This window comes from Thiohalomonas denitrificans, from assembly GCF_016841685.1.
Lineage (GTDB): Bacteria > Pseudomonadota > Gammaproteobacteria > Thiohalomonadales > Thiohalomonadaceae > Thiohalomonas > Thiohalomonas denitrificans_A.
Genome location: NZ_JAENYR010000022.1, coordinates 1 through 22,712, shown reverse-complemented (window position 1 = coordinate 22,712; position 22,712 = coordinate 1). Strand labels below are relative to the sequence as shown.

19 protein-coding genes and 1 tRNA gene are annotated in these 22,712 nt (G+C 58.3%); 19 read left to right on the top strand and 1 reads right to left on the bottom strand.

Annotated elements, in window-relative coordinates:
* The first annotated feature begins 53 nt into the window (after positions 1 to 53).
* From nuoF to Q7L05_RS06680, 19 genes are all read left to right on the top strand, one after another.
* The gene (nuoF, locus tag Q7L05_RS06770) at positions 54 to 1,316 is read left to right on the top strand and encodes an NADH-quinone oxidoreductase subunit NuoF (protein ID WP_303903845.1); all 1,263 of its coding nucleotides are present in this window, start codon (positions 54 to 56) and stop codon (positions 1,314 to 1,316) included.
* Between the two features lie 38 nt (positions 1,317 to 1,354).
* Positions 1,355 to 3,712 (top strand): NADH-quinone oxidoreductase subunit NuoG, encoded by a 2,358-nt coding sequence (gene nuoG, locus Q7L05_RS06765; protein WP_303903843.1) that lies wholly within the window; start codon positions 1,355 to 1,357, stop codon positions 3,710 to 3,712.
* Positions 3,713 to 3,955: 243 nt separating this feature from the next.
* Complete coding sequence (gene nuoH, locus Q7L05_RS06760; RefSeq protein WP_303903840.1) at positions 3,956 to 5,023, top strand: NADH-quinone oxidoreductase subunit NuoH; 1,068 nt, start codon at positions 3,956 to 3,958, stop codon at positions 5,021 to 5,023.
* An 18-nt stretch (positions 5,024 to 5,041) separates the two neighbouring features.
* On the top strand, positions 5,042 to 5,527 hold the full coding sequence (gene nuoI, locus Q7L05_RS06755) for an NADH-quinone oxidoreductase subunit NuoI (protein WP_303903837.1): 486 nt from the start codon (positions 5,042 to 5,044) through the stop codon (positions 5,525 to 5,527).
* Positions 5,528 to 5,554: 27 nt separating this feature from the next.
* A complete protein-coding gene (locus Q7L05_RS06750) occupies positions 5,555 to 6,157 on the top strand; it encodes an NADH-quinone oxidoreductase subunit J (protein WP_303903834.1) in 603 nt (200 codons plus the stop codon).
* A 234-nt stretch (positions 6,158 to 6,391) separates the two neighbouring features.
* Entirely contained in the window at positions 6,392 to 6,697 is a 306-nt protein-coding gene (nuoK, locus tag Q7L05_RS06745) for an NADH-quinone oxidoreductase subunit NuoK (RefSeq protein WP_303903830.1), read from the top strand.
* A 4-nt stretch (positions 6,698 to 6,701) separates the two neighbouring features.
* Entirely contained in the window at positions 6,702 to 8,696 is a 1,995-nt protein-coding gene (gene nuoL, locus Q7L05_RS06740) for an NADH-quinone oxidoreductase subunit L (protein ID WP_303903827.1), read from the top strand.
* A 142-nt stretch (positions 8,697 to 8,838) separates the two neighbouring features.
* Positions 8,839 to 10,359: an NADH-quinone oxidoreductase subunit M gene (locus tag Q7L05_RS06735; protein ID WP_303903824.1), complete on the top strand. Its 1,521-nt coding sequence runs from the start codon at positions 8,839 to 8,841 to the stop codon at positions 10,357 to 10,359.
* 193 nt (positions 10,360 to 10,552) lie between these two features.
* A complete protein-coding gene (gene nuoN / locus Q7L05_RS06730) occupies positions 10,553 to 11,989 on the top strand; it encodes an NADH-quinone oxidoreductase subunit NuoN (protein WP_303903821.1) in 1,437 nt (478 codons plus the stop codon).
* A gap of 186 nt (positions 11,990 to 12,175) precedes the next feature.
* Positions 12,176 to 12,499, top strand: coding sequence for a DUF2818 family protein (locus Q7L05_RS06725; RefSeq protein WP_303903818.1), 324 nt, complete (start codon positions 12,176 to 12,178; stop codon positions 12,497 to 12,499).
* Positions 12,500 to 12,565: 66 nt separating this feature from the next.
* A tRNA-Met gene (locus Q7L05_RS06720) sits at positions 12,566 to 12,642 on the top strand.
* A 183-nt stretch (positions 12,643 to 12,825) separates the two neighbouring features.
* On the top strand, positions 12,826 to 13,281 hold the full coding sequence (rimP, locus tag Q7L05_RS06715) for a ribosome maturation factor RimP (RefSeq protein WP_303903815.1): 456 nt from the start codon (positions 12,826 to 12,828) through the stop codon (positions 13,279 to 13,281).
* Between the two features lie 62 nt (positions 13,282 to 13,343).
* On the top strand, positions 13,344 to 14,858 hold the full coding sequence (gene nusA / locus Q7L05_RS06710) for a transcription termination factor NusA (protein WP_303903813.1): 1,515 nt from the start codon (positions 13,344 to 13,346) through the stop codon (positions 14,856 to 14,858).
* 5 nt (positions 14,859 to 14,863) lie between these two features.
* Complete coding sequence (gene infB / locus Q7L05_RS06705) at positions 14,864 to 17,413, top strand: translation initiation factor IF-2 (RefSeq protein ID WP_303903811.1); 2,550 nt, start codon at positions 14,864 to 14,866, stop codon at positions 17,411 to 17,413.
* A gap of 30 nt (positions 17,414 to 17,443) precedes the next feature.
* The gene (gene rbfA, locus Q7L05_RS06700) at positions 17,444 to 17,821 is read left to right on the top strand and encodes a 30S ribosome-binding factor RbfA (RefSeq protein ID WP_303903808.1); all 378 of its coding nucleotides are present in this window, start codon (positions 17,444 to 17,446) and stop codon (positions 17,819 to 17,821) included.
* Positions 17,822 to 17,886: 65 nt separating this feature from the next.
* Positions 17,887 to 18,807, top strand: a complete 921-nt coding sequence (gene truB, locus Q7L05_RS06695) for a tRNA pseudouridine(55) synthase TruB (RefSeq protein WP_303903806.1) — start codon at positions 17,887 to 17,889, stop codon at positions 18,805 to 18,807.
* A 248-nt stretch (positions 18,808 to 19,055) separates the two neighbouring features.
* Entirely contained in the window at positions 19,056 to 19,325 is a 270-nt protein-coding gene (gene rpsO / locus Q7L05_RS06690; RefSeq protein WP_092991605.1) for a 30S ribosomal protein S15, read from the top strand.
* A 34-nt stretch (positions 19,326 to 19,359) separates the two neighbouring features.
* Positions 19,360 to 21,453, top strand: a complete 2,094-nt coding sequence (gene pnp / locus Q7L05_RS06685) for a polyribonucleotide nucleotidyltransferase (RefSeq protein ID WP_303903800.1) — start codon at positions 19,360 to 19,362, stop codon at positions 21,451 to 21,453.
* A gap of 134 nt (positions 21,454 to 21,587) precedes the next feature.
* Entirely contained in the window at positions 21,588 to 22,151 is a 564-nt protein-coding gene (locus Q7L05_RS06680) for a hypothetical protein (RefSeq protein WP_303903797.1), read from the top strand.
* A gap of 369 nt (positions 22,152 to 22,520) precedes the next feature.
* Here Q7L05_RS06680 and Q7L05_RS06675 read toward each other — a convergent pair.
* A partial coding sequence (locus Q7L05_RS06675) for a hypothetical protein (protein ID WP_303903794.1) occupies positions 22,521 to 22,712 on the bottom strand: 192 nt, incomplete at its 5' end.

The window sequence follows — 22,712 nt, the reverse complement described above, 5'->3', positions numbered from 1 at the left end:
CGCCTGATGTAAAGCCGGATCGTTAACCAGTAATCGGAATCAGTAGCCCGTTGATGATGAAAACTAACCAGATATGCTTCCGCACACTGCACCTCGAAAATGCCTGGACGCTGGAGGCTTACAAGAGCGTCGGCGGCTATCAGGTTCTGGAGCGCATCCTCAAGGAGCAGACGTCGGCTGACGATATCATCGCCGAGCTGAAGACGTCGGCGCTGCGTGGCCGCGGGGGTGCGGGGTTCCCGACCGGGCTCAAGTGGAGCTTTATGCCGCGAGGTGTCCCCGGACAGAAGTACATCGTCTGCAATTCGGATGAGGGCGAGCCGGGTACCTGCAAGGATCGCGACATCCTTCGTTACAACCCTCATCAGCTGATCGAAGGCATGGCCATCGCCGGGTATACGATCGGCGCCAGCATGGGGTACAACTATATTCGTGGCGAGTTCTGGGAGCCGTATGAACGCTTCCAGGGCGCGCTCGAAGAGGCGCGGGCAGCGGGGCTGCTCGGCAAGGGTCTTTTTGGCAGTGGTTTCGATTTCGATATCGAAGCCCATCTCGGCGCCGGTGCGTATATCTGCGGCGAGGAGACGGCGCTGCTCGAATCCCTCGAGGGCAAAAAGGGGCAGCCGCGATTCAAACCCCCATTCCCGGCCAGCTATGGTCTCTATGGTCGTCCGACCACCATCAACAACACCGAGTCACTCGCCTCCGTACCCGTGATCCTGGAAAAAGGCGGCCGGTGGTTTCTGGAACTCGGTAAACCGAATAACGGCGGTGACAAGCTTTTTTCCGTATCCGGGCATGTGGAAAAGCCGGGTAATTATGAGATTCCCCTGGGCACTCCGTTCGCCGAACTGCTGGAAATGGCCGGAGGGGTCTGGAAAGGGCGCAAACTGAAGGCGGTGATTCCGGGCGGCAGCTCCACACCCGTGCTGCCGGCGGATGTGGCCATGGGCATGGACATGGATTATGACTCCATTGCCAAGGCCGGTTCGATGCTGGGGGCGGGCTCTGTCATTATTATGGACGAGACCACCTGCATGGTTCGGGCCCTCGCACGGCTGTCGCACTTCTATTACGAAGAGTCCTGCGGCCAGTGCACGCCGTGCCGTGAAGGTACTGGCTGGCTCTCCCGGATGGTGCACCGCATCGAGAACGGCCAGGGCTGCCCTGAGGATCTTGAAAAGCTGGACCGGGTGGCCGGCAACATCATGGGGCATACGATTTGCGCCCTGGGGGATGCGGCCGCGATGCCGGTGCGCAGTTTTCTGAAACACTTCCGTGAAGAGTTCGAGAGCCATATCGAACGCGGCAAGTAAGATACCGTTCACGTTGGCGAGAGAACGCTGGAAAGAACATGGTAGACATTGAAATCAACGGCGTCACGATTAAGGCCGAAGAGGGTGCAATGGTGATCGAAGCGGCCGATATCGCCGGCATCACCATTCCACGCTTCTGCTACCACAAGAAGCTTTCCATTGCCGCCAATTGCCGTATGTGCCTGGTCGAAGTGGAAAAGGTGGGGAAACCGGTTCCCGCCTGCGCCACGCCGGTTACCGGCGGTATGAAGGTCTATACACGCTCACCCAAAGCCATCGCCGCGCAGCGCTCGGTGATGGAGTTTCTGCTCATCAATCACCCTCTGGACTGTCCCATCTGCGATCAGGGCGGGGAGTGTGACCTGCAGGAAATGGCTATGGGTTTCGGCAACGATGTCTCTCGCTACAACGAGGGCAAGCGTGTCGTCCGGGACAGGAATATCGGGCCGCTCATCGCTACCGATATGACTCGATGCATCCACTGCACGCGCTGCGTTCGTTTTGGGCAGGAGATCGCAGGCATGATGGAGCTAGGGGCACCCGGTCGTGGTGAACATATGCGAATCACCACTTATCTGGAGGACGCCGTCGAATCCGAGCTGTCGGGGAATGTCATTGACCTCTGCCCGGTGGGTGCACTGACTTCAAAGCCTTATCGCTATACGGCGCGCCCCTGGGAGTTGACCGCGCATCACAGTGTGTCTCCTCACGACTGTGTCGGCGCCAACCTGCGGGTGGATACGCGGGCTCACCGCGTCATGCGTGTCGTTCCCCGGGAGAACGAAGAGGTCAACGAGACCTGGCTGGCCGACCGTGACCGCTTCAGTTACACCGCCTTGTATGACAAAGACCGTGCCATGGCTCCATTGATCAAGAGAGACGGCCAATGGCAGGAAACAGACTGGGATACCGCACTGACGTTCGCTGCCGATGGCCTAAAGCGGATCATCGCTCGCGACGGAGCAGCGAATCTGGGAGCGCTGGCAGCCGACTGGTCCACCACCGAAGAGCTCTATCTGCTTCAGAAGCTCATGAGGAAGCTCGGTTCATCGCATATTGACCACAGGGTACGGCAGCAGGATTTTTCGGATCAGGACGCGATGCCGAGTTTCCCCTGGTTGGGGCAATCCATCGCTTCGCTCGGCAGCCTGGATGCAGCCCTGCTGGTGGGTTCCAATGTGCGCCACGAACAGCCGCTGCTCGGCCAGCGTTTGCGGCAGGCCGCCCTCAAGGGGGCCAAGGTATCGTTGATCAATCCGATGGATTACGACTTCCACTTCCCCGTGGGAGAGAAACTGATCGATACCCCGGCCGGCATGCTCGGTCAGTTGGCTGCTGTGGTGAGTGCGGCAGCCGAACAGAAAGGCGCTACAGTCGAGGGTCTTGATGCCCTGGTCACTGTCGATATAGAGGATCGACATCGGGCCATTGCCCGCTCACTGATCGAGGCCAAAAACGGCACGGTATTGCTGGGTAACATCAGCGCCTACCATCCCGCGGCCGGTGCATTGCGGCAACTGGGGGTGCAATTGGCCGACCTGTCGGATGTGCGTATCGGTTTCCTGGCCGAGGGCGGCAACAGTGTCGGCGCCTGGCTGGCCGGTGCGCTGCCACATCGCGGGACAGCCGGGTCCGAGGTCGATAGCGGGAAAGACTGGAGAGCGATGTTCGAGTCCGGCCTGGGGGGTTACCTGTTATTGGGGCTCGAGCCGGAACGGGACTGTATCGATCCGGCACTGGCCACACGCGCCCTGGATGCGGCCGAATTCGTCGTGGCGTTGTCCGCCTACGACAGCCCCGCCATGCGCGAATATGCCGATGCCATCCTGCCCATTGCGCTCTACCTGGAAACCTCCGGTACGTATGTCAACGGCGAGGGTCGTTGGCAGAGCTTTGCCGGCTGTGCGAATCCGCCGGGCGAAGCACGGCCGGCCTGGAAGCTGCTGCGTGTGCTTGGCAACCTGCTGGATACCGAAGGTTTCGGCTACATGGGCTCCGACGAAGTGCTCGCCGAGGTGCAGGGCGCATGCCGTGATGTCCGGCCGGATAACGGTCGCGCGTGGCAGGCGCCGACTCTCGGCCCGGCACCCACCGGCATTGTGCGAACGACGGACTTTCCGATCTATGCCGTGGATCCGATGGTGCGGCGGGCCGCACCCCTGCAGGATACGCCGCTTGCCGGTGCGGCGGCGGTACACGCATGTGCCGAAACCCTGGCCGATGCGGGTCTGAGCAGTGCCGGACGCGTCCGGGTTAGCCGTGGCGACAGCCGTACCGAACTGCCGATAGTGGCGGATGAAAGGGTTCCGCCGGGGAGCGTCTACATCGCCTCGGGAAAGCGGGGTAGTGAGCTCCTGGGCGGCGCCTTCGAGAGCATCGAACTCACGCAGGCCTAGCGGCCTGCTGGACTTCAGGATAGTCTACTCGACGATATGCTCCATGCATTGCCTACCACCGCAATCCATGGCGGCGTGTGCTGATGGGAGAGCGGTCCGGATTTCCTCGATTTTTCGTATACGTAGAGCCACTACGTTCCTCAAAATCGAGAAAACGTTGCCTCGCTCTCCCACTTGCTCGTTTAGATGACCTAAATCCGACAGGCTGTTAGCGAAAAAATAGGAAGCGGACGGGATACCCCGATGACCGAATTTCTGCAAACCATATTTATTGGGTGGGGACTGCCTGAGAGCCTGGCTATCGGCCTCACCATTCTGCTTCAGATAGCGCTCATACTCGGTGTGCTGTTTGCTGCAGTGGCCTACCTGACGCTCGCCGAGCGCAAGGTGATCGGTTACATGCAGGTGCGTGTCGGCCCCAACCGGGTCGGACCGCGCGGTCTGCTGCAGCCGATTGCCGACGCACTCAAGCTGATGTTCAAAGAGATCATTATCCCGGCCGGTGCGGATAAAAAACTCTTTTTGATCGCACCGGTGCTGGCGATGGCGCCTTCACTGGCAGCCTGGGCGGTGCTTCCCGTCGCCGACGGCTGGGTGCTGGCGGATATCAACGCCGGTCTGTTGTATGTGCTGGCGATTACCTCGATGGGGGTCTATGGCGTGATTGTCGCCGGCTGGGCCTCCAATTCCAAATATGCATTTTTGGGAGCCATGCGTTCGGCGGCCCAGATCGTCTCCTACGAGATTGCGATGGGATTCGCGTTGGTCGGGGTACTCATGGCTGCCGGCAGCCTCAATTTCGGCCAAATCGTGGCGAGCCAACAGGGTGAATATGGTCTGTTCAGTTGGTTCTGGCTGCCATTGCTGCCACTCTTCGTCATCTATTTCGTCTCCGGCGTCGCTGAGACCAACCGGGCCCCGTTCGACGTGGCCGAGGGGGAATCGGAGATTGTCGCCGGCTTCCATGTGGAGTATTCCGGCATGGCGTTCGCCGTGTTTTTCCTTGGCGAATACGCCAACATGATCCTGATTTCGGCACTGGCCGCACTGCTGTTCCTGGGAGGCTGGCTGTCACCCTTCCAGGGCTGGACCGATTCCTGGCTCGGCCAGTCGAGCATTATCTGGATGTTGATAAAAACCAGCTTCTTTCTGTTTTTGTACCTGTGGTTCCGCGCCACCTTTCCGCGCTATCGCTACGACCAGATCATGCGTCTGGGCTGGAAGGTATTCATCCCCATTACCATCGTCTGGATCGTGGTAGTTGGTGGTCTCGTCATGGGTGAGATAGGCCCATGGTTCGCGGCCGCCTGAAGCGGGAGAGATAAAAGAATGAGTGCACCGAATATTTTAAAAAGTCTGTTTCTCAAGGAGCTGTTTGCTGGCTTGGGGGTTACCGGCCGCTACTTTTTCGGCAAAAAGTTCACGGTACAGTACCCGGACGAGCGTGCGCCACTCTCTCCACGGTTTCGGGGACGGCACGCGCAGCGTCGCTATCCCAATGGTGAAGAGCGCTGCATTGCCTGCAAGCTGTGTGAGGTGGTATGCCCGGCGCTGGCGATTACTATCGAATCGGAACAGCGAGACGACGGCTCCCGGCGCACCACGCGATACGATATCGATCTCAGTAAATGCATTTTTTGCGGTTTTTGCGAGGAGGCCTGCCCGGTCGATGCCATCGTGGAGACCCGCGAGTACGAATATCACGGAGAGGTTCGCAGCGACCTGCTGATGACGAAAGAGCAGCTGCTGGCAGCGGGGGATCGACTGGAGACGCAGATCGAGGCTGATCGCGAGGCTCAGGCCCAATACCGCTAATCACAACCAACGGGATGACGGCTCCATATGGCTTTTGAACAGATCGTCTTCTACGCATTTTCCGCCGTTCTGGTGTTTTCCGCCGGTGTGGTGATTACCGTGCGCAATCCGGTGCACGCAGCACTTTTTCTGGTGCTCTGCTTCTTCAGCACCGCCGGACTCTGGTTGCTGCTTCGGGCCGAATTCCTCGCCATCGCGCTGGTGCTGGTTTATGTCGGTGCGGTGATGGTGCTGTTCCTTTTCGTGGTGATGATGCTGGACATCAATATCGCGGTGGTTCGACAGGGTTTCGCCCGCTATCTGGCCGTCGGAGGGGTGGTGGCAATACTGCTGATCGCGGTCATGGCAATGGTCGTCGGGGGCGACTATTTCGGCCTCGAGCGCACTCCGGTGCCGGAGCCGATCGGCGAGGTGAGCAACACACGGCTTCTGGGCCTCCAGCTCTATACCGATTATGTCTATCCGTTCGAGATTGCATCGGTGATACTGCTGGTCGCCATCATTGCAGCCATCGCGCTGACACTACGCCGGCGACCCGATAGCCGCTATCAGGAACCGGGCCGGCAGGTGGAGGTGCGTCGCGGCGACCGGGTACGGCTGGTCTCCATGAAATCCGAGGAGCGGCGGTAGCGGCTTTTGAACCGCTAAGACGCAAAGAGCGCAAAGGCGGTTTAAAAGAGGCTTGGATTTGAAAGCGGTGGAGATTGCGGGGTGCGCGTATTGATAGCGTGTCACGGAACAGAATAGGGCGCCGACTTTGGCAAGAAAGAAAGCGTTCCTTTGCGTTCTTTGCGCCTTTGCGGTTCGAATTAGGTTTTGAAGGCGGGTTGACCGCCACAACGGAAATCACAGAGGGAGAGGCGAATGGTTGCCTTGTCCGATTATCTGACAGTCGGCGCGATTCTGTTTGGCCTGAGCATGGCCGGAATCTTTGTTAACCGGAAGAATGTCATCATTCTGCTGATGTGCATCGAGTTGATGCTGCTGGCGGTCAATATCAATTTTATTGCATTCTCCTATTACCTGAGTGATACCGCCGGCCAGATTTTCGTCTTTTTCATCTTGACCGTGGCGGCCGCGGAAGCGGCCATCGGCTTGGCGATTCTGGTTGTGCTGTTCCGGAACCGGGGCACCATTAATGTGGACGAGCTCGGGACGCTGAAGGGATAAAACCATGGAGAATCTCGAAGCCATCACCCTGGCCATCGTCTTGGCACCCCTTTTCGGCTCAGTCATAGCCGGACTGTTCGGCGGCAAGATAGGCCGATCGGGTGCCCATAGCGTGACCATTCTCGGCGTCGGCATCGCCTTTGTGCTGTCACTCACACTGTTCCTGCAGGCCTTGAGTGGCGACATCGGCTCGATCAATCAGAGCATCTATACCTGGATGATCTCTGATGGCATCCGCTTTGAAATCGGCTTCCTGATAGACCGTCTATCGACCATGATGATGGTGGTGGTGACCTTCGTCTCGCTGATGGTGCATATCTATACCGTGGGCTACATGGCGGACGACGAGCACAACTGGCCGGATGACAGTCTGGCCGGGAAAAACAGCTATCAGCGCTTCTTCAGTTACATATCGCTGTTCACCTTCTCCATGCTGATGCTGGTCATGAGCAACAACTTCCTACAGCTGTTTTTCGGCTGGGAAGCGGTGGGGCTTGTCTCTTACCTGCTGATCGGGTTCTGGGCCACCCGTGAGAGCGCCGTTTACGCCAACCTGAAAGCCTTTCTGGTCAACCGCGTTGGCGACTTCGGCTTCATCCTGGGTATCGGCGCGGTCCTGATGTATTTCAATACTCTGGATTACCAGGCGGTATTCAACACGGTGGAGATGCATCAGGACGTTACCGTCTCCATTTGGGGTGATTCCGAGTGGAGCCTGATTACTGTCATTTGCATCCTGCTGTTCATCGGTGCGATGGGCAAGTCCGCCCAGGTACCGCTGCATGTATGGCTACCCGATTCCATGGAGGGCCCGACCCCCATTTCGGCCCTCATTCACGCCGCCACCATGGTCACCGCCGGCATCTTCATGGTGGCGAGGATGTCACCGCTTTACGAACTGTCCGAAACCGCGCTGTCGATGATCCTCATCATTGGTGCGATAACGGCCTTTTTCATGGGCTTGCTCGGGCTGGTGCAGAATGACATCAAACGGGTGGTCGCCTACTCCACGCTCTCCCAGCTCGGTTACATGACCGTCGCCCTGGGCGCGTCGGCCTACGCAGCGGGCATGTTCCATCTGATGACCCATGCCTTCTTCAAGGCACTGCTGTTCCTCGGAGCGGGCTCGGTAATTATCGCCATGCACCACGACCAGGACATGCGCAACATGGGCGGCCTGCGCAAGTACATGCCGATTACCTGGATTACGACCCTGATCGGATCGCTGGCCTTGATTGGTGCTCCCTTCTTTTCCGGCTTCTACTCCAAAGACTCCATTATCGAGGCAGTGGGTCATTCGCAACTGCCGGGTTCCGATATCGCGTATATCGCGGTCCTGCTCGGTGTATTCGTGACGGCGCTGTATTCCTTCCGTATGTATTTTCTGGTCTTTCACGGCAAGGCGCGTATGGATGAGCACACTCGCGAACATCTGCACGAGACGCCCCGGGTGGTGACGTGGCCACTGATCCTGCTCGCCATTCCCTCCGTCTTTGCAGGCGCCCTGTTTGTGGACAGCATGGCGTTCGGCGACTTCTTCCGGGAGGCCATTGTCGTGGCCCCCGCTCATGACACGCTCGGGGCGCTGGCGGGCGACTTCCATGGCTGGTTCACCTTCGGGCTGCACGGTTTTGTCACCGCACCGTTCTGGCTGGCGGCAGCCGGCGTGGCAACCGCTTATCTGCTGTACATGAAATTCACCCACGTGCCCACGATGCTGAAGGAGAAGTTTGGCTGGCTTTACGCCATTCTGGACCGCAAGTACGGCTTCGATGATTTTTATGAGTGGTTCTTTGCCGGTGGCAGCCGGGGCATCGGCAACGCGTTGTGGCGGTTCGGCGATGTGAAGCTGATTGACGGGCTGATGATCAACGGTTCAGCTCTCGCGGTGGGCTGGTTTGCGTCGGTGATGCGCTATGTGCAGTCCGGCTATCTGTATCACTACGCTTTCGCGATGATACTGGGCCTGCTGGCGCTGTTCGGTCTGTTCGTCATTTAAACAAAACGTTACTGCAGAGGCGCAAGGGCGCCAACACAGCAAGCGATTTGAATAGCACATCAAAGTCATTTCAGCTTGAGAAGCTTAACCGGGCCTTTTTAGCCGTTTTGCGGATCATCAAAAATTAAACAGGGTTGAGTGCATGTTTTCCGAACTGCCGCTTTTGAGTCTGGTGATCTGGACCCCCATTTTGGGCGGCCTGCTGGTCCTGGCCACGGGCAGCCACCGCCGTGGCGGCCTGCAGGCAAAGGTCCTGACGCTGCTGGTCTCGCTGTTGACTTTTGCACTCTCCGTGCTGCTTTTCACCGGCTTCGACACCACGACCGCGGAGATGCAGTTCACCGAGCTACAACCCTGGATCGCGACATTCAATGTCTATTACCACCTGGGCGTGGATGGCATTTCAATGCCGCTTATCGTCCTTACCACGTTCACTACCGCGCTGGTGGTGATTGCCGGCTGGGAAGTCATCAAGACCAAACCGGCGCAGTATATGGCGGCTTTCCTGATCCTCGAGGGACTCATGAACGGCGCCTTCGCGTCGTTGGACGCCATGCTCTTTTACGTGTTCTGGGAAGCCCTGCTGATTCCCATGTTCATTATTATCGGCATCTGGGGTGGCCCGAACCGGGTTTATGCGACCCTCAAGTTCTTTCTGTATACCTTTCTGGGTTCGGTCTTCATGCTGGTCGCGCTCATTTATCTCTATTTTCAGACCGGAACCTTCGAGATCGGCGATTTCCACGCAGTCCAGATCGGGCTGACCGCCCAGATTTGGCTGTTCCTGGCCTTCCTGGTTGCCTTCGCAGTAAAGGTACCCATGTGGCCGGTGCACACCTGGCTGCCCGATGCCCACGTGGAGGCACCCACCGGCGGTTCGGTAATACTGGCTGCCATCATGCTCAAGCTGGGCGCCTATGGCTTCCTGCGCTTTTCATTGCCGATAACACCGGATGCCAGCCACTCTCTGGATTGGCTGATGATCCTGCTGTCGCTGGTGGCGGTGGTCTATATCGGCTTTGTCGCACTGATTCAGCAAGATATGAAAAAGCTCATTGCCTACTCGTCCATCTCTCACATGGGCTTTGTGACGCTGGGCTTTTTTGTCGCCTTCAGCATCTTCGAGAACACCGGCAGTTGGCGCGGTGTTGCCATGGGGATTGAAGGGGGGATGGTCCAGATGATCTCCCACGGCTTCGTCTCGGGGGCCATGTTCCTTTGCGTCGGTGTTCTCTATGACCGTCTGCACAGCCGCCAAATCGCTGACTACGGCGGCGTCGTGAACACTATGCCGCTGTTCGCCGGATTCATGGTGCTGTTCGCCATGGCCAATGCCGGCCTACCCGGCACCGCAGGGTTTGTCGGGGAGTTCATGGTGATTCTGAGCGCCTTCAAGGCCAACTTCTGGTATGCCTTCCTGGCGGCCACCACGCTGATTCTCGGGGCGGCCTACACCCTGTGGATGGTCAAGCGCGTTATCTACGGAAAGGTGGTGCATGAAGGAGTGGCCACTTTGAAAGACATCAACGCGCGGGAATTCCTCTTTCTCGGCGTTTTGGCGGTAGCCGTCCTCGCCCTTGGCCTGTGGCCAGCGCCGCTGCTGGAAGTCATGGGGCCGACAGTGGCAAACCTGGTTGAGCATATAGCGGTTTCCAAGCTTTAGCAGAGAGGTTTAACCACAGAGGGCACAGAGGATATAACCTAGCTGTTTTTCTGTGTACTCGGTGGCCGCTGTGGCTGTCTTTAAAAAACCTGGACCGAATGCACCGAAAGCCAGCAAGAAGATTAAAGCCAGCAAGAAGATTGTGGTTGGGCACTGCGTCCGGCCAGCGACCATTAACCAGTGACTCAAGACTATGAATTTCGAAACGCCTGACTTTTTGCCGGTTGTGCCCGAACTGTTTGTGCTGGGGATGGCCTGTCTTATTCTGGTCGTGGACCTGTTTCTCAGCGACCGCAGCCGGGTGGTGACGTACCTGATGTCACAGGCGACCCTGGTCGGAGCTCTGGTGGTGACTTTGGGGCTTTCCAGTCCGATTGCACAGGTGACGATGAACGGCACGTTCGTGCTCGATCCCATGGCGACGCTGCTCAAGTCGGTGGTCTATATCGCCTCCTTTGTCGCCTTTCTCTATGCGAAGGACTACCTGCGCGCCCGCAGTCTCTTTAAAGGGGAGTTCTTTCTGCTGGGCCTGTTCGCGGTGCTCGGCATGATGGTGTTGATCTCGGCTCACAGCATGCTGACCGTCTATCTTGGGTTGGAGCTGATGTCGCTTTCCCTCTATGCGATGGTGGCTCTGCAGCGGAATTCCGCTACCGCCTCTGAGGCCGCCATGAAGTATTTCATACTGGGCGCGATGGCCTCTGCGATGCTTCTGTACGGCATGTCGATGCTCTACGGGGCGACCGGGACGCTTGACTTGGGCGAGTTGGGCGCTCGTGTGCAGGGTGCAGGCCCCTCCAGTCTGGTGCTGGTGTTCGGCCTGGTGTTCCTGATCGTGGGTATCGCCTTCAAGTTGGGTGCGGTGCCGTTTCATATGTGGGTTCCCGATGTGTACCATGGTGCCCCCACCGCGGTGACGCTGTTCGTCAGTTCGGCGCCCAAGCTGGCGGCCTTTGCCATGCTGATGCGCCTCCTGGTCGATGGGTTGCCTGGGTTGCACGGACACTGGCAGGACATGCTCATTCTCCTGGCAGTGCTGTCGGTGGCGCTTGGTAACGTGCTGGCCATCGCACAGGCCAATATCAAGCGGCTGCTTGCCTACTCGGGCATCTCCCATGTCGGTTTTTTGTTGATGGGGGTGCTGGCGGGAACGCCGGAGGGTTATGCAGCGGGCATGTATTACGCGATTGCCTACGTGATTATGACCCTGGGCGGCTTCGGAATGGTGATTTTGATGAGCCGGGCCGGTTTCGAAGCCGATCGCCTGGAGGACTACAAGGGGCTTAACGAACGCAGTCCGTGGTTCGCCCTGATGATGCTCATCCTGATGTTCTCCATGGCGGGTGTGCCGCCGTTTCTCGGTTTCTGGGCCAAATTGGCCGTACTCGAGGCCGTGGTTTCAATCGACCTGATATGGGTAGCCGTGGTCGCGGTGGTATTTTCGGTTATCGGCGCCTTCTATTATCTGCGAGTCGTGAAATACATGTATTTCGACAAGCCGGAAGATGAACATTCGCTGGTCGCCGGTTCGGATCTGCGGTTTCTCCTCTCGGCTAACGGCTTGGCGGTCCTCGGCCTGGGGATCTTTCCCGGGAGCCTGCTGGCCCTTTGCGCCAGCGCGATTGGATAGCTGGACTCTCCTCCCTGCGGAGCGAACAGTAGGAGCGGCGGCAGCCGGGGAAAGACACGGTGACAAGGCCCGGACATCGCGGCTTCCGCCGCTCCTATCGGAACTTTCAACCGGGCTGCCCGTCCAATAATTTGCGTGACTACTGACCGGTTTAGGGTGACGCGCCCACGGAATCAAGGCTCTGAAATGAATACCACTGCAGCCGTTTGGATCGTGATCGGGCTGGCCTTCGTAGCCGCCAACCTGCCTTGGCTGAGTGAGCGGATTTTTTTTCTGTTTTCGGCCGGGGAGAAAGGCAAAGGCGCATGGTGGCGTTGGGCCGAATGGCTGGCGCTCTATTTGGTTGCCGGTGCCCTGGCCCTGGGGGTGGAGAACAAGCTGAACGGCACGCTCTACCCGCAGGATTGGGAGTTCTTCGCGGTGACCGCTTGCCTGTTCCTGGTCTTTGCGTTGCCCGGATTCATCTACCGGCATGATTTGAAGCAACATTTGCGCCGCCGCCAGGCCTGAAGCAACGAATTCGTGGTTTCCGGCCTTGAAATACGCATTGGTGGTGAGTAGAATGCCTTAATCAGTTGCGGGGTGGAGCAGTACGGTAGCTCGTCGGGCTCATAACCCGAAGGTCGTAGGTTCAAATCCTACCCCCGCTACCATCTTTCGCGAAAAAGCCCCGTTCACGGGGCTTTTTCGTAACCGGCTCATGGGGTCGGTCGTCGGGGGAGGAGTCCCCGCCGCTTGGATTATGGGCCAAGGCTTGGCCTTTACCCATAAGGGGCTGAAGGTCCTTTATGGGTAAAGGTCCGGCCCAGTGCCCATTTTTTGTTTCCGGGGTCGCAATGGACCAGATGAGTCAGCGCCTCGACGAGCTCCTGGAGCCGTCGGTGGCAGTATTAGGATATGAGTTGGTCGGCGTCGAGTATCTGGCGCAGGGCCTGCATTCGCTCTTGCGGGTATACATAGACAGCGAAGACGGGATAACCGTTGACGACTGTGCACGGGTGAGTCGCCAGATCAGTGCGGTTCTGGATGTAGAAGATCCAATCCGGGGCCAGTACACCCTGGAAGTGTCCTCTCCGGGCGCAGATCGGCCGCTCTTCAAGGCGAAAGACTACGAACGCTTCGCCGGAAACCGGGTCAAGTTAAAGCTCAAGGTTCCGCTGGAGGGGCGTCGTAACTTCAAGGGACATCTGATCGGCATCAACGGCACCGAAGTCACCCTTGAAAGCGAAGACAGGGAATGGCTATTTGCCCTGCAGGATATTGAAAAAGCGCAATTGGTCCCCGAGTGGTAGGCGCATCGCGCCGTCGCGATGCGGCCCCACGGGATCCGGTTTTAGGCAAGTAAAGGCTGGATATGAACAAAGAAATCCTTCTGGTTGTAGACGCGGTTTCCAACGAAAAGGGCGTCGATAAGGAAATCATTTTTGAAGCCATTGAGGCTGCACTTGCCACCGCGACCAAAAAGCGCCATGGCGGTGATGTGGACATCCGTGTCGCTATCGACCGTGAAACCGGTGACTATGAAACGTTCCGTCGCTGGGAAGTGATGGACGACAGTGAGGTCCAGCAGCTTGAGCATCCCGGACGGGAGATCACGCTGGGGGCTGCGCGCGAGTACGAAGAGGGTGTTCAGCCGGGGGATTTCGTCGAAGAGGAAATCGAGTCCGTCTCCTTTGGCCGCATCGCGGCGCAGACCGCCAAGCAGGTCATCGTCCAGAAGGTCCGGGAGGCAGAGCGTGCCCGTGTCGTTGAGCAGTATACCGATCGCAAGGGCGAACTGATCAACGGTATCGTCAAGCGACTGGAACGCGGCAGCATCATCCTCGACCTCGGCAACAATATCGAAGCGGTGGTGCCCCGCGAACACGTCATCCCCCGGGAACCGGTTCGGCCCGGCGATCGGATCCGTGGTTATCTTTATGATGTGCGCGCCGAGCCTCGGGGACCTCAGCTTTTCGTGAGCCGTACCATACCCGAGTTCCTCATTGAGCTGTTCAAGCTTGAAGTCCCAGAGGTGGGCGAAGGGCTGATCGATATCAAGGCCGCAGCCCGTGATCCCGGATTGCGTGCAAAAATTGCTGTCCACTCCAACGACTCGCGTATCGACCCGGTGGGAGCCTGTGTGGGAATGCGCGGGTCGCGTGTACAATCCGTAACTAACGAGATTAACGGTGAGCGGGTTGATATCGTTTTATGGAACGAAAATGCGGCACAGTTTGTCATAAATGCAATGTCACCGGCCGAGGTGATCTCCATTGTAGTGGATGAAGACTCGCACAGCATGGATCTTGCGGTAAGCGAGGATCAGCTGTCGCAGGCAATCGGCCGCAATGGGCAGAATGTACGGCTTGCATCGGAACTGACGGGCTGGGAACTCAATGTCATGACCGAGGAGCAGGCCGAGGAAAAAAGCGAAGCCGAAGCCGAATCCCTTATCCGGTTATTCACCGACGAACTCAATGTCGACGAGGAAGTCGGCACCATCCTCGCTCAGGAAGGCTTTTCGAGCATCGAAGAGGTCGCCTATGTTCCGGTGGTCGAAATGCTTGAAATCGAAGAGTTCGATGAAGACATCGTCAATGAACTCCGCTCCCGCGCCAAGGATGTCCTGCTGACCCGAGAGATCAGCAACGAGGAACGCAGCGACACCGGCACGGTTCAGACTTTGGCAAGCATGGAGGGCATGGACGCGGAACTTTTGGAAATCCTGGCTGGCCGCGATATCAAATCGATGGACGACCTGGCAGAACTCGCCGTTGACGATTTGATGGATATCGAAGGAATGGATGAAGAGCGTGCCGCCAAACTCATTATGGAAGCGCGTAAGCCCTGGTTCGAAAGTGACCAGTCAGACGAAGCAGGAGAGTAGTGTACATGGCAGAGGTTACCGTCAAACAGTTTGCCGAGACGATCGGGATCCCGTTCGAGCGCCTGCTGAGTCAATTGGCTGATGCGGGGGTTTCCGCCGATGGCGGCGACGCGCTCATCGGTGATGATGACAAGGTCCGGCTGCTGGACTACCTGCGCGGCAGGCACGGGACCACCGTACCGGCGAAGGCAAATGAAGAAGAGGATGCGACACCACGGAAGGTGACGCTCAAACGGCGTTCCACCAGCGAACTTCGACAGAAATCCGCCGGCACCAAAGGCAAGACGGTGACCGTGGAGGTGCGTAAGAAACGCACCTATGTCAAGCGCAGCGTGGTAGCGGCCGAAGAGAACAAGAAGCTCGACCAGGAAGTGGCCGAACGGCTCGAGAAAGAGATTGCCGAGGATGCGGTTCGCCGGGCCGAAGAGGAGGCGATCCGAAAGGCCGAGGAAGAGAAGAAACACGCCGAAGAGGAAGTGCGTCGCAAGGAAGAAGAGAAAAAACAGGCCGAAGAAGAGGCCCTCCGAAAGCAGCGTGAATCGGCCGAAAAAGAGAAGGCCGACGCCGAGGCCCGCCGCAAGGCGGAAGAGCAGGTCGCGCAGGCGCCGCGTCGCGAGACCGGGAAAGAGACGAAGCCGGAACGGGGAAAACCCAAAAAACGCAAAGGACCTGCGCGTCGGGATGAAGCAGAAGTTGGAAAACTGCACGTCTCTGCCGATAAGTCCGGCCGTCGCAAGAAAAAAGGTAAGAAACCGATCGTCACCAGCACCCGGCATGGCTTCGAGAAGCCCACAGCGCCGGTAGTTCGGGAGGTCAATCTCCCCGAAACGATCACGGTGGGTGAACTGGCAGACCGAATGGCCGTGAAAGCGGCCGAAGTCATCAAGACCATGATGAAGATGGGTACGATGGTCACCATTAATCAGGTGATTGATCAGGATACGGCCTCCATCGTGGTCGAGGAGATGGGCCACAGGCCCGTCATGCTCAAGGAAAATGCCCTCGAAGAAGAGGTGCTTGCCCAGGCCGAAGTGTCGGGCGAGGCCGTCGACCGTGCGCCGGTGGTTACCATCATGGGTCATGTCGATCACGGTAAAACATCGCTGCTTGACCACATTCGACGTACTCGTGTCGCCGCCGGCGAGGCGGGGGGCATTACCCAGCATATCGGGGCATACCACGTGGAAACCGACCGCGGGATGGTCTCCTTCCTCGATACACCGGGGCACGCAGCATTCACATCCATGCGTGCACGCGGTGCCCAGGTCACCGATATCGTGATTCTGGTGGTGGCAGCCGACGACGGCGTCATGCCCCAGACCAAGGAGGCGGTGCAGCATGCACGGGCAGCCGGAGTGCCTATCGTCGTTGCGGTCAACAAGATTGACAAAGAGGCGGCCGACCCCGAGCGCGTTAAACAGGAACTCGTGCAGCTAGAGGTCATTCCGGAAGAGTGGGGTGGTGATGTGATGTTCGTGCCGGTCTCGGCCAAGACCGGACAGGGTATTGATAACCTGCTGGATGCCGTTCTTCTGCAGGCGGAACTGCTTGAACTGAAAGCGGTAGCCGATGGGCCGGCCAAGGGCATTGTGGTCGAGTCCCGTCTCGATAAGGGCCGCGGTCCGGTGGCTACGATACTGGTCCAGAGCGGGACCCTTCGCAAGGGCGATATCGTTCTGGCCGGCCACGAATATGGCCGAGTTCGGGCAATGCTGAATGAGGCCGGAGCGCCGGTCACCGAAGCGGGACCCTCCATCCCGGTGGAGATCCTGGGCCTGTCGGGTACGCCGGTCGCCGGTGACGAAGCGCTGGTGGTACCGGACGAGCGCAAAGCCCGCGAAGTGGCGAATTTCCGTCAGGGGAGATACCGTGACGTCAAGCTCGCCCGTCAGCAGCAGGCGAAGCTGGACAATATGTTCGCCGACATGAAAGAGGGAAAGGTCAGTACCCTCAACATCCTCTTGAAGGCGGATGTCCAAGGTTCGGTAGGTGCGATCAGCGATGCACTGGAGAAACTTTCCACGGACGAAGTCCGGGTCAAGATCGTCGCCAGCGGCGTCGGGGGCATCAACGAGTCGGATGTCAACCTGGCGGTTGCCTCTAACGCCATTGTCATCGGCTTCAATGTGCGTGCCGATACGGCGGCCAAACGTCTTATCGAAGAGCAGGACGTCGATCTGCATTACTACAGCGTCATTTATGACCTCATCGACGAAGTGAAGCGGGCGATGACGGGCATGCTGGCACCGGAGTTCAAGGAGCAGATCATCGGGCTGGCCGAGGTTCGGGAGGTTTTCCGTTCGCCGAAGCTGGGGCAGGTGGCCGGCTGCATGGTCGTGGACGGGGTAGTCAAACGCCATAGTCCGATTCGTGTCCTGCGTGAGAATGTCGTTGTTTACGAAGGTGAGCTGGAATCGCTGCGGCGTTATAAAGATGACGTGAACGAAGTCAAATCGGGTCTGGAATGCGGTATTGGCGTAAAGAATTACAATGACGTCAAGGCGGGCGACCAGATCGAAGTCTACGAACGGGTCCAGGTTGAGCGTAAGCTCTAGCGGTACCGCTCCCGAGCACAGGTAAACAGCGTGGCGAAGGAATACAGTCGTGCACGTCGGGTCGGCGAGCAGATGCAGCGGGACCTGGCAGAGCTGATCCAGCGTGAGCTCAACGATCCGCGGGTCGGCTTTGTTACTATTTCGGGCGTCGAGGTATCGCGCGATCTGGAGCACGCCAAGGTGTTTGTTTCGTTACTGGACCAACAGGGCGATGCGGAGCAGAGCCTGCAGGCACTGACACATGCGGCGGGTTTTCTCCGTCGCGAGCTCGGGCGGCGGATGAGTACCCGCACGGTGCCACGCCTGCGATTCGTGCTCGATACCTCGATTCAGGAAGGGAGCCGACTCAGTTCGTTGATTGACGAAGCGGTGCGCCGGGATCGGGAAAGGCGGGACCGGGACGAATAATTACCATCCAACGCATGGCGCTGCCGGTTCGTCCGGCAGCGCCATTGTTTTTTATAGGGCAGAAAGTGGCACGTCGACAAAAACGCAGGGGCCGCAAGATCAGCGGTATCCTCCTCCTCGACAAGCCGGTCGGATTGACATCCAATGCCGCGCTTCAGGAGGTAAAGCGCCTGTACAAGGCCGAGAAAGCGGGCCATACCGGCAATCTGGATCCGCTCGCCAGTGGGCTGCTGCCCGTCTGCTTCGGGGAAGCGACCAAACTCTCCGCTTTCCTGCTGGATTCCGACAAGATTTATGTAGGGGTGTGTAAGCTCGGCGAACGTACTGCCAGTGGTGATGCCGAGGCAGAGGTCTTCGAGCGCCGTCCCACCGATGGCGTGACGATGGCGCGGGTGGAGGAGGTTCTGGAGAGTCTTCGTGGAGCCATTCAGCAGATTCCGCCCATGCATTCGGCCATCAAGCGCCAGGGACAGCCGCTGTACAAGCTTGCACACCAGGGGATCGAGGTGGAGCGGGAGCCCCGTTCGGTTCATATCTATGAACTGCGGATGCTGCGGCTGGAAGGCGATGAGCTGGAGATTTATGTCCATTGCTCCAAAGGCACCTACATCCGCACGCTGGCTGAAGATATCGGCGAAGCGCTAAATTGTGGCGCCCATCTATCTCAACTGCGCCGCACCGCTGTCGGCCCCTTCACCGAAGAGGGGATGGTCACCATGGAGGCACTGGAGGAAAGGGCAGCGCAGGGGCTCGGGCGCCTGGATGACGTATTGCTGCCCATGGAGGAGGCGCTCTCCGGGTGGCCGGCAGTAGCGCTGACCGATACCAGCACTTTTTATGTGCGCCAGGGACAGCCTGTTCTCGTGCCGCAGGCGCCAACCGGTGGATGGGTGCGGTTGTTTGGTCCGGAACAGGAGTTTCTGGGCGTCGGCCGCGTGCTGGATGATGGTCGGATCGCCCCGAAACGGCTTGTCAGGGGCAGTTGACCGCAATTTTCCCTGGAGTGGCATTTCCGGCTATTTGCAGGCCCAAAGCACTCAGCCGAAGCAGGACAACCCTGTCTTCACCTGCTCAACGCCGCGCGCATGTTAGTTCATTTGACCTCTCAGGTGCTTGCCCGCCGTGGCGCCACTTGAAATTGTGCCCGGCCGGCACGGACCCGAATTCCTTGTTCAAAGAGCGGATTGGCGGTTACAATGTACGTTTGACAACCAGCTAGGAGCAGTTTACAGCGATGTCCCTGAACAACGAGCAGAAAGCCGCGATCGTCAGTGAGTACGGTAAGGCCGGCAGCGACACCGGTTCGCCCGAGGTGCAGATCGCCCTCCTGTCTGCCAATATTGAGCAGCTGTCGGGCCACTTCAAAGAGCATATTCACGACCATCACTCCCGTCGTGGTCTGCTGCGGATGGTGAGTCAGCGTCGCAAGCTGCTGGATTATCTCAAGCGAAAAGATCTCGAGCGCTACCGTACGGTCCTTAGCCGTCTCGGACTGCGCAAGTAAGCACACCCGCTCAAGGCCCATAAAGGAAGTAACAGTGACGCCCATCAAGAAACAGTTTCAATACGGCGACCATACGGTAACTCTTGAGACCGGAGCCATTGCCCGCCAGGCTTCCGGGGCTGTGAAGTGCAGTATGGGGGATACCGTGGTGCTGGTCACCGCGGTTGCCATCAAGGAAGCGATCGAAGGTCGGGACTTTTTTCCGTTGACGGTCAATTACCAGGAAAGAACCTACGCTGCGGGTAAAATCCCCGGTGGGTTCTTCCGCCGTGAAGGCCGGCCGACCGAGAAAGAGACGCTCACCTCCCGCCTTATCGATCGTCCCCTTCGCCCGCTGTTCCCCGATGGGTTTAAAAACGAAGTTCAGGTTATCGCTACCGTCATTTCCCTTGACCCGGAAATTGATCCCGATATCCCCGCCATGATCGGAGCCTCGGCCGCATTGGCCCTGTCCCCTGCGCCGTTCAACGGCCCGATTGGCGGCGCCCGCGTGGGCTTCAAGGATGGCGAATACCTGCTCAATCCGAGTCTGTCCAGTCTGCCTGATTTGGACCTGAACCTGGTGGTGGCCGGAACCGGGTCTGCCGTGCTGATGGTGGAGTCCGAAGCCAACGGTTTGACCGAAGAGCAGATGTTGGGTGCTGTGCTTTACGGCCACGAACAGATGCAGACGGTGATCAAGACCATCAATGAATTGGTCGCTGAAGCGGGTAGCCCGAAATGGGACTGGCAGGCACAGAAGGAAGATAGCGCCCTCAAGATGGCAGTCGAAGAAGCCGGCCAATCCGCTATCAATGACGCTTATCAGATCAAGGAAAAGCTCGATCGTTACGATCGCCTGAGTGCGATTCGCAGCGACATCATCGAGAAGCTGGCCAGTCCCGAAGCTGAGAACAGCTGGGAAGCCGGCGATATCGCCAAGGCGGTCTCCAAACTGGAGAAGCAGGTCGTCCGTAGCCGTATTCTGACCGGTGAGCCGCGTATCGACGGTCGGGACACCAAGACAGTTCGGGCTATCGATGTTGAAGTCGGCGTGCTGCCACGTACCCACGGCTCTGCCCTGTTTACCCGCGGCGAAACCCAGGCGCTGGTTGTCACGACGCTGGGTACCGCTCGCGATGCGCAGGTAATCGATGCCATCGAAGGTGAGCGTAAAGAACCGTTCATGTTCCATTACAACTTCCCGCCGTACTGCGTGGGGGAGACCGGCTTTGTCGGTAGTCCTAAACGGCGTGAGATTGGTCACGGTCGCCTTGCCAAACGCGGTGTTCAGGCGATGATGCCCGACTTTGACGGCTTCCCGTATTCCGTACGGGTGGTTTCGGAGATCACCGAATCCAATGGCTCCAGCTCCATGGCCAGCGTCTGCGGCTCTTCACTCGCCCTGATGGATGCCGGCGTGCCGATGAAAGCGCCGGTGGCCGGTGTGGCCATGGGCCTCATCAAAGAGCAAGACCAGTTTGCGGTTCTGACCGATATCATGGGTGACGAGGATCACCTCGGCGACATGGACTTCAAGGTGGCCGGCTCCGCGGATGGCATCACCGCGCTACAGATGGATATCAAGATTGAGGGCATTACTCGCGAGATCATGGAGATTGCCCTGGAGCAGGCCAAGGGTGCCCGACTCCATATCCTGGAGAAGATGAGTGCCGCCATTGCCACCCCGCGCGAAGAGATGTCGGAATATGCACCGCGTTACATCACCTTCAAGATCAATCCGGAGCGGATTCGTGATGTGATCGGGAAAGGCGGCGCCACGATTCGCCAGATCACGGAAGAGACCGGTACCAGTATCGACATAAGCGATGATGGCACCATCAAGATCGCGTCGATCGACAACGCTGCTGGACAGGAGGCACGTTCCCGTATTGATCAGCTAACCGCTGATGTCGAAGTAGGAACGGTATACGAGGGCCGGGTGGCCAAACTGATGGACTTTGGCGCCTTCGTGACCATCCTTCCCGGTAAGGACGGTCTGGTGCACATCTCCCAGATTTCCGATGAGCGGGTGGAGAAAGTCTCTGACAAGCTCAACGAGGGGGATCTGGTCAAGGTGAAGGTCCTGGAGATCGATAAACAGGGCCGAATCCGCCTCAGTATGAAAGCCATTGGTCCCGAAGACTAAGGTGCCGCGCTTCAAGTAAAAAGGGACCGTTTCGGTCCCTTTTTTGTGTTTGAATTGCATTCTCCCGATTTCCATGAATTCACGGCATCCGGCGACACAAGTTTCGCTGGTGTGATAGCCGGGTAGGGTACGAAATGCCAGGAATCCGACATCCTGTTCATGCGTTCCGGCGACTTCCCGACCTGCTGGATCCATATCTCCGGCTGACCATGGGACTCGCTGGTCTGTTGGTGGCGATTTACATGATGGCCCGAGGCATCGTCTGGATATGGCCACTCACTTTGGGGGCGATCTACTTGGTGTGGGATTTCTTTCGCAATGCAGGCGTCTGGAGTGCATTCCGTGCATTTCGGGAGGGGCGAATCGAAGTCGTACGGCAGGAGGTGAACCAGATTCGCTGGTCCAACTTACTGTCGCCGGTGAGTCGCAGCTATTACCATTGGCTGCGTGGCGCGGTAGATGCTGCTGATGGTCGCTATGCAGCCGCCCGGGTGCACTTGCTGGTGGCGGCTGCCGGGTCGCTCAAGACAGAGAATGATAGGGCGTTGGTCCAGTGCCTTCTGGCGGAGACCGCTTTTCAAAATGGTCAGCCGGATGAAGCTGCTACACACGGAAAGATGGCCGCTGCGCTTTCGACACATCCGCAAATCAGCAGGCTTGTTGGTGAGCTGTCCCGACGGATTGTCGCCGGTCGCTGACAATCCATCCCTGGACATCGCGGCTCCTGGACCTCCCTTGTCCTCGCAGCATATTGTCCATCCCTGGACATAATGTCTTTGTGGGCTTCCCGGGCATGGTGCAGGCACAGGATCCGATTGAGTTGCTCGGGGCTCTGGTGCACCGCCCGGTGAGCGTCTTGAGGGTGCTTTGGATTGATCGCAAAGCGACGGGTGAAATCGGCTAGAAAGCTGGTGAGGAAACGGTTGTACCTGTTGGCATCCGCCCGAAAACCGGGAAACCGGGGGTCTACCATCGGATTTGCAGGTTAGCGGAGCCCCCGCATAAAACGCCGCGGCACAGGCGATGACTCAACGTACAAATCCCCTCTGTCCACACCGTTCCTTCATTTAACCGGTCAAAGAGACATTTTCTACTTTGAATGGAGGGGACCAGCTTTGGGCCAACAATGGTCTTTGCAGGCGTAGCGGCTTTGCGGTGATAATTCGTAACTGTTCGCCCCGATTGATCGTGCGCGGCATAGGATATTCGTCATCCCCGCGCAGGCGAACCGTCATCCCCGCGCAGGCGGGGATCCATTT

What these genes read in the sequence shown, in the direction of transcription:
- nuoF (WP_303903845.1), top strand. Translation starts at nt 54, where the DNA reads ATGATGAAAACTAACCAGATATGCTTCCGCACACTGCACCTCGAAAAT.
- nuoG (WP_303903843.1), top strand. Translation starts at nt 1,355, where the DNA reads ATGGTAGACATTGAAATCAACGGCGTCACGATTAAGGCCGAAGAGGGT.
- nuoH (WP_303903840.1), top strand. Translation starts at nt 3,956, where the DNA reads ATGACCGAATTTCTGCAAACCATATTTATTGGGTGGGGACTGCCTGAG.
- nuoI (WP_303903837.1), top strand. Translation starts at nt 5,042, where the DNA reads ATGAGTGCACCGAATATTTTAAAAAGTCTGTTTCTCAAGGAGCTGTTT.
- Q7L05_RS06750 (WP_303903834.1), top strand. Translation starts at nt 5,555, where the DNA reads ATGGCTTTTGAACAGATCGTCTTCTACGCATTTTCCGCCGTTCTGGTG.
- nuoK (WP_303903830.1), top strand. Translation starts at nt 6,392, where the DNA reads ATGGTTGCCTTGTCCGATTATCTGACAGTCGGCGCGATTCTGTTTGGC.
- nuoL (WP_303903827.1), top strand. Translation starts at nt 6,702, where the DNA reads ATGGAGAATCTCGAAGCCATCACCCTGGCCATCGTCTTGGCACCCCTT.
- Q7L05_RS06735 (WP_303903824.1), top strand. Translation starts at nt 8,839, where the DNA reads ATGTTTTCCGAACTGCCGCTTTTGAGTCTGGTGATCTGGACCCCCATT.
- nuoN (WP_303903821.1), top strand. Translation starts at nt 10,553, where the DNA reads ATGAATTTCGAAACGCCTGACTTTTTGCCGGTTGTGCCCGAACTGTTT.
- Q7L05_RS06725 (WP_303903818.1), top strand. Translation starts at nt 12,176, where the DNA reads ATGAATACCACTGCAGCCGTTTGGATCGTGATCGGGCTGGCCTTCGTA.
- rimP (WP_303903815.1), top strand. Translation starts at nt 12,826, where the DNA reads ATGGACCAGATGAGTCAGCGCCTCGACGAGCTCCTGGAGCCGTCGGTG.
- nusA (WP_303903813.1), top strand. Translation starts at nt 13,344, where the DNA reads ATGAACAAAGAAATCCTTCTGGTTGTAGACGCGGTTTCCAACGAAAAG.
- infB (WP_303903811.1), top strand. Translation starts at nt 14,864, where the DNA reads ATGGCAGAGGTTACCGTCAAACAGTTTGCCGAGACGATCGGGATCCCG.
- rpsO (WP_092991605.1), top strand. Translation starts at nt 19,056, where the DNA reads ATGTCCCTGAACAACGAGCAGAAAGCCGCGATCGTCAGTGAGTACGGT.
- Q7L05_RS06680 (WP_303903797.1), top strand. Translation starts at nt 21,588, where the DNA reads ATGCCAGGAATCCGACATCCTGTTCATGCGTTCCGGCGACTTCCCGAC.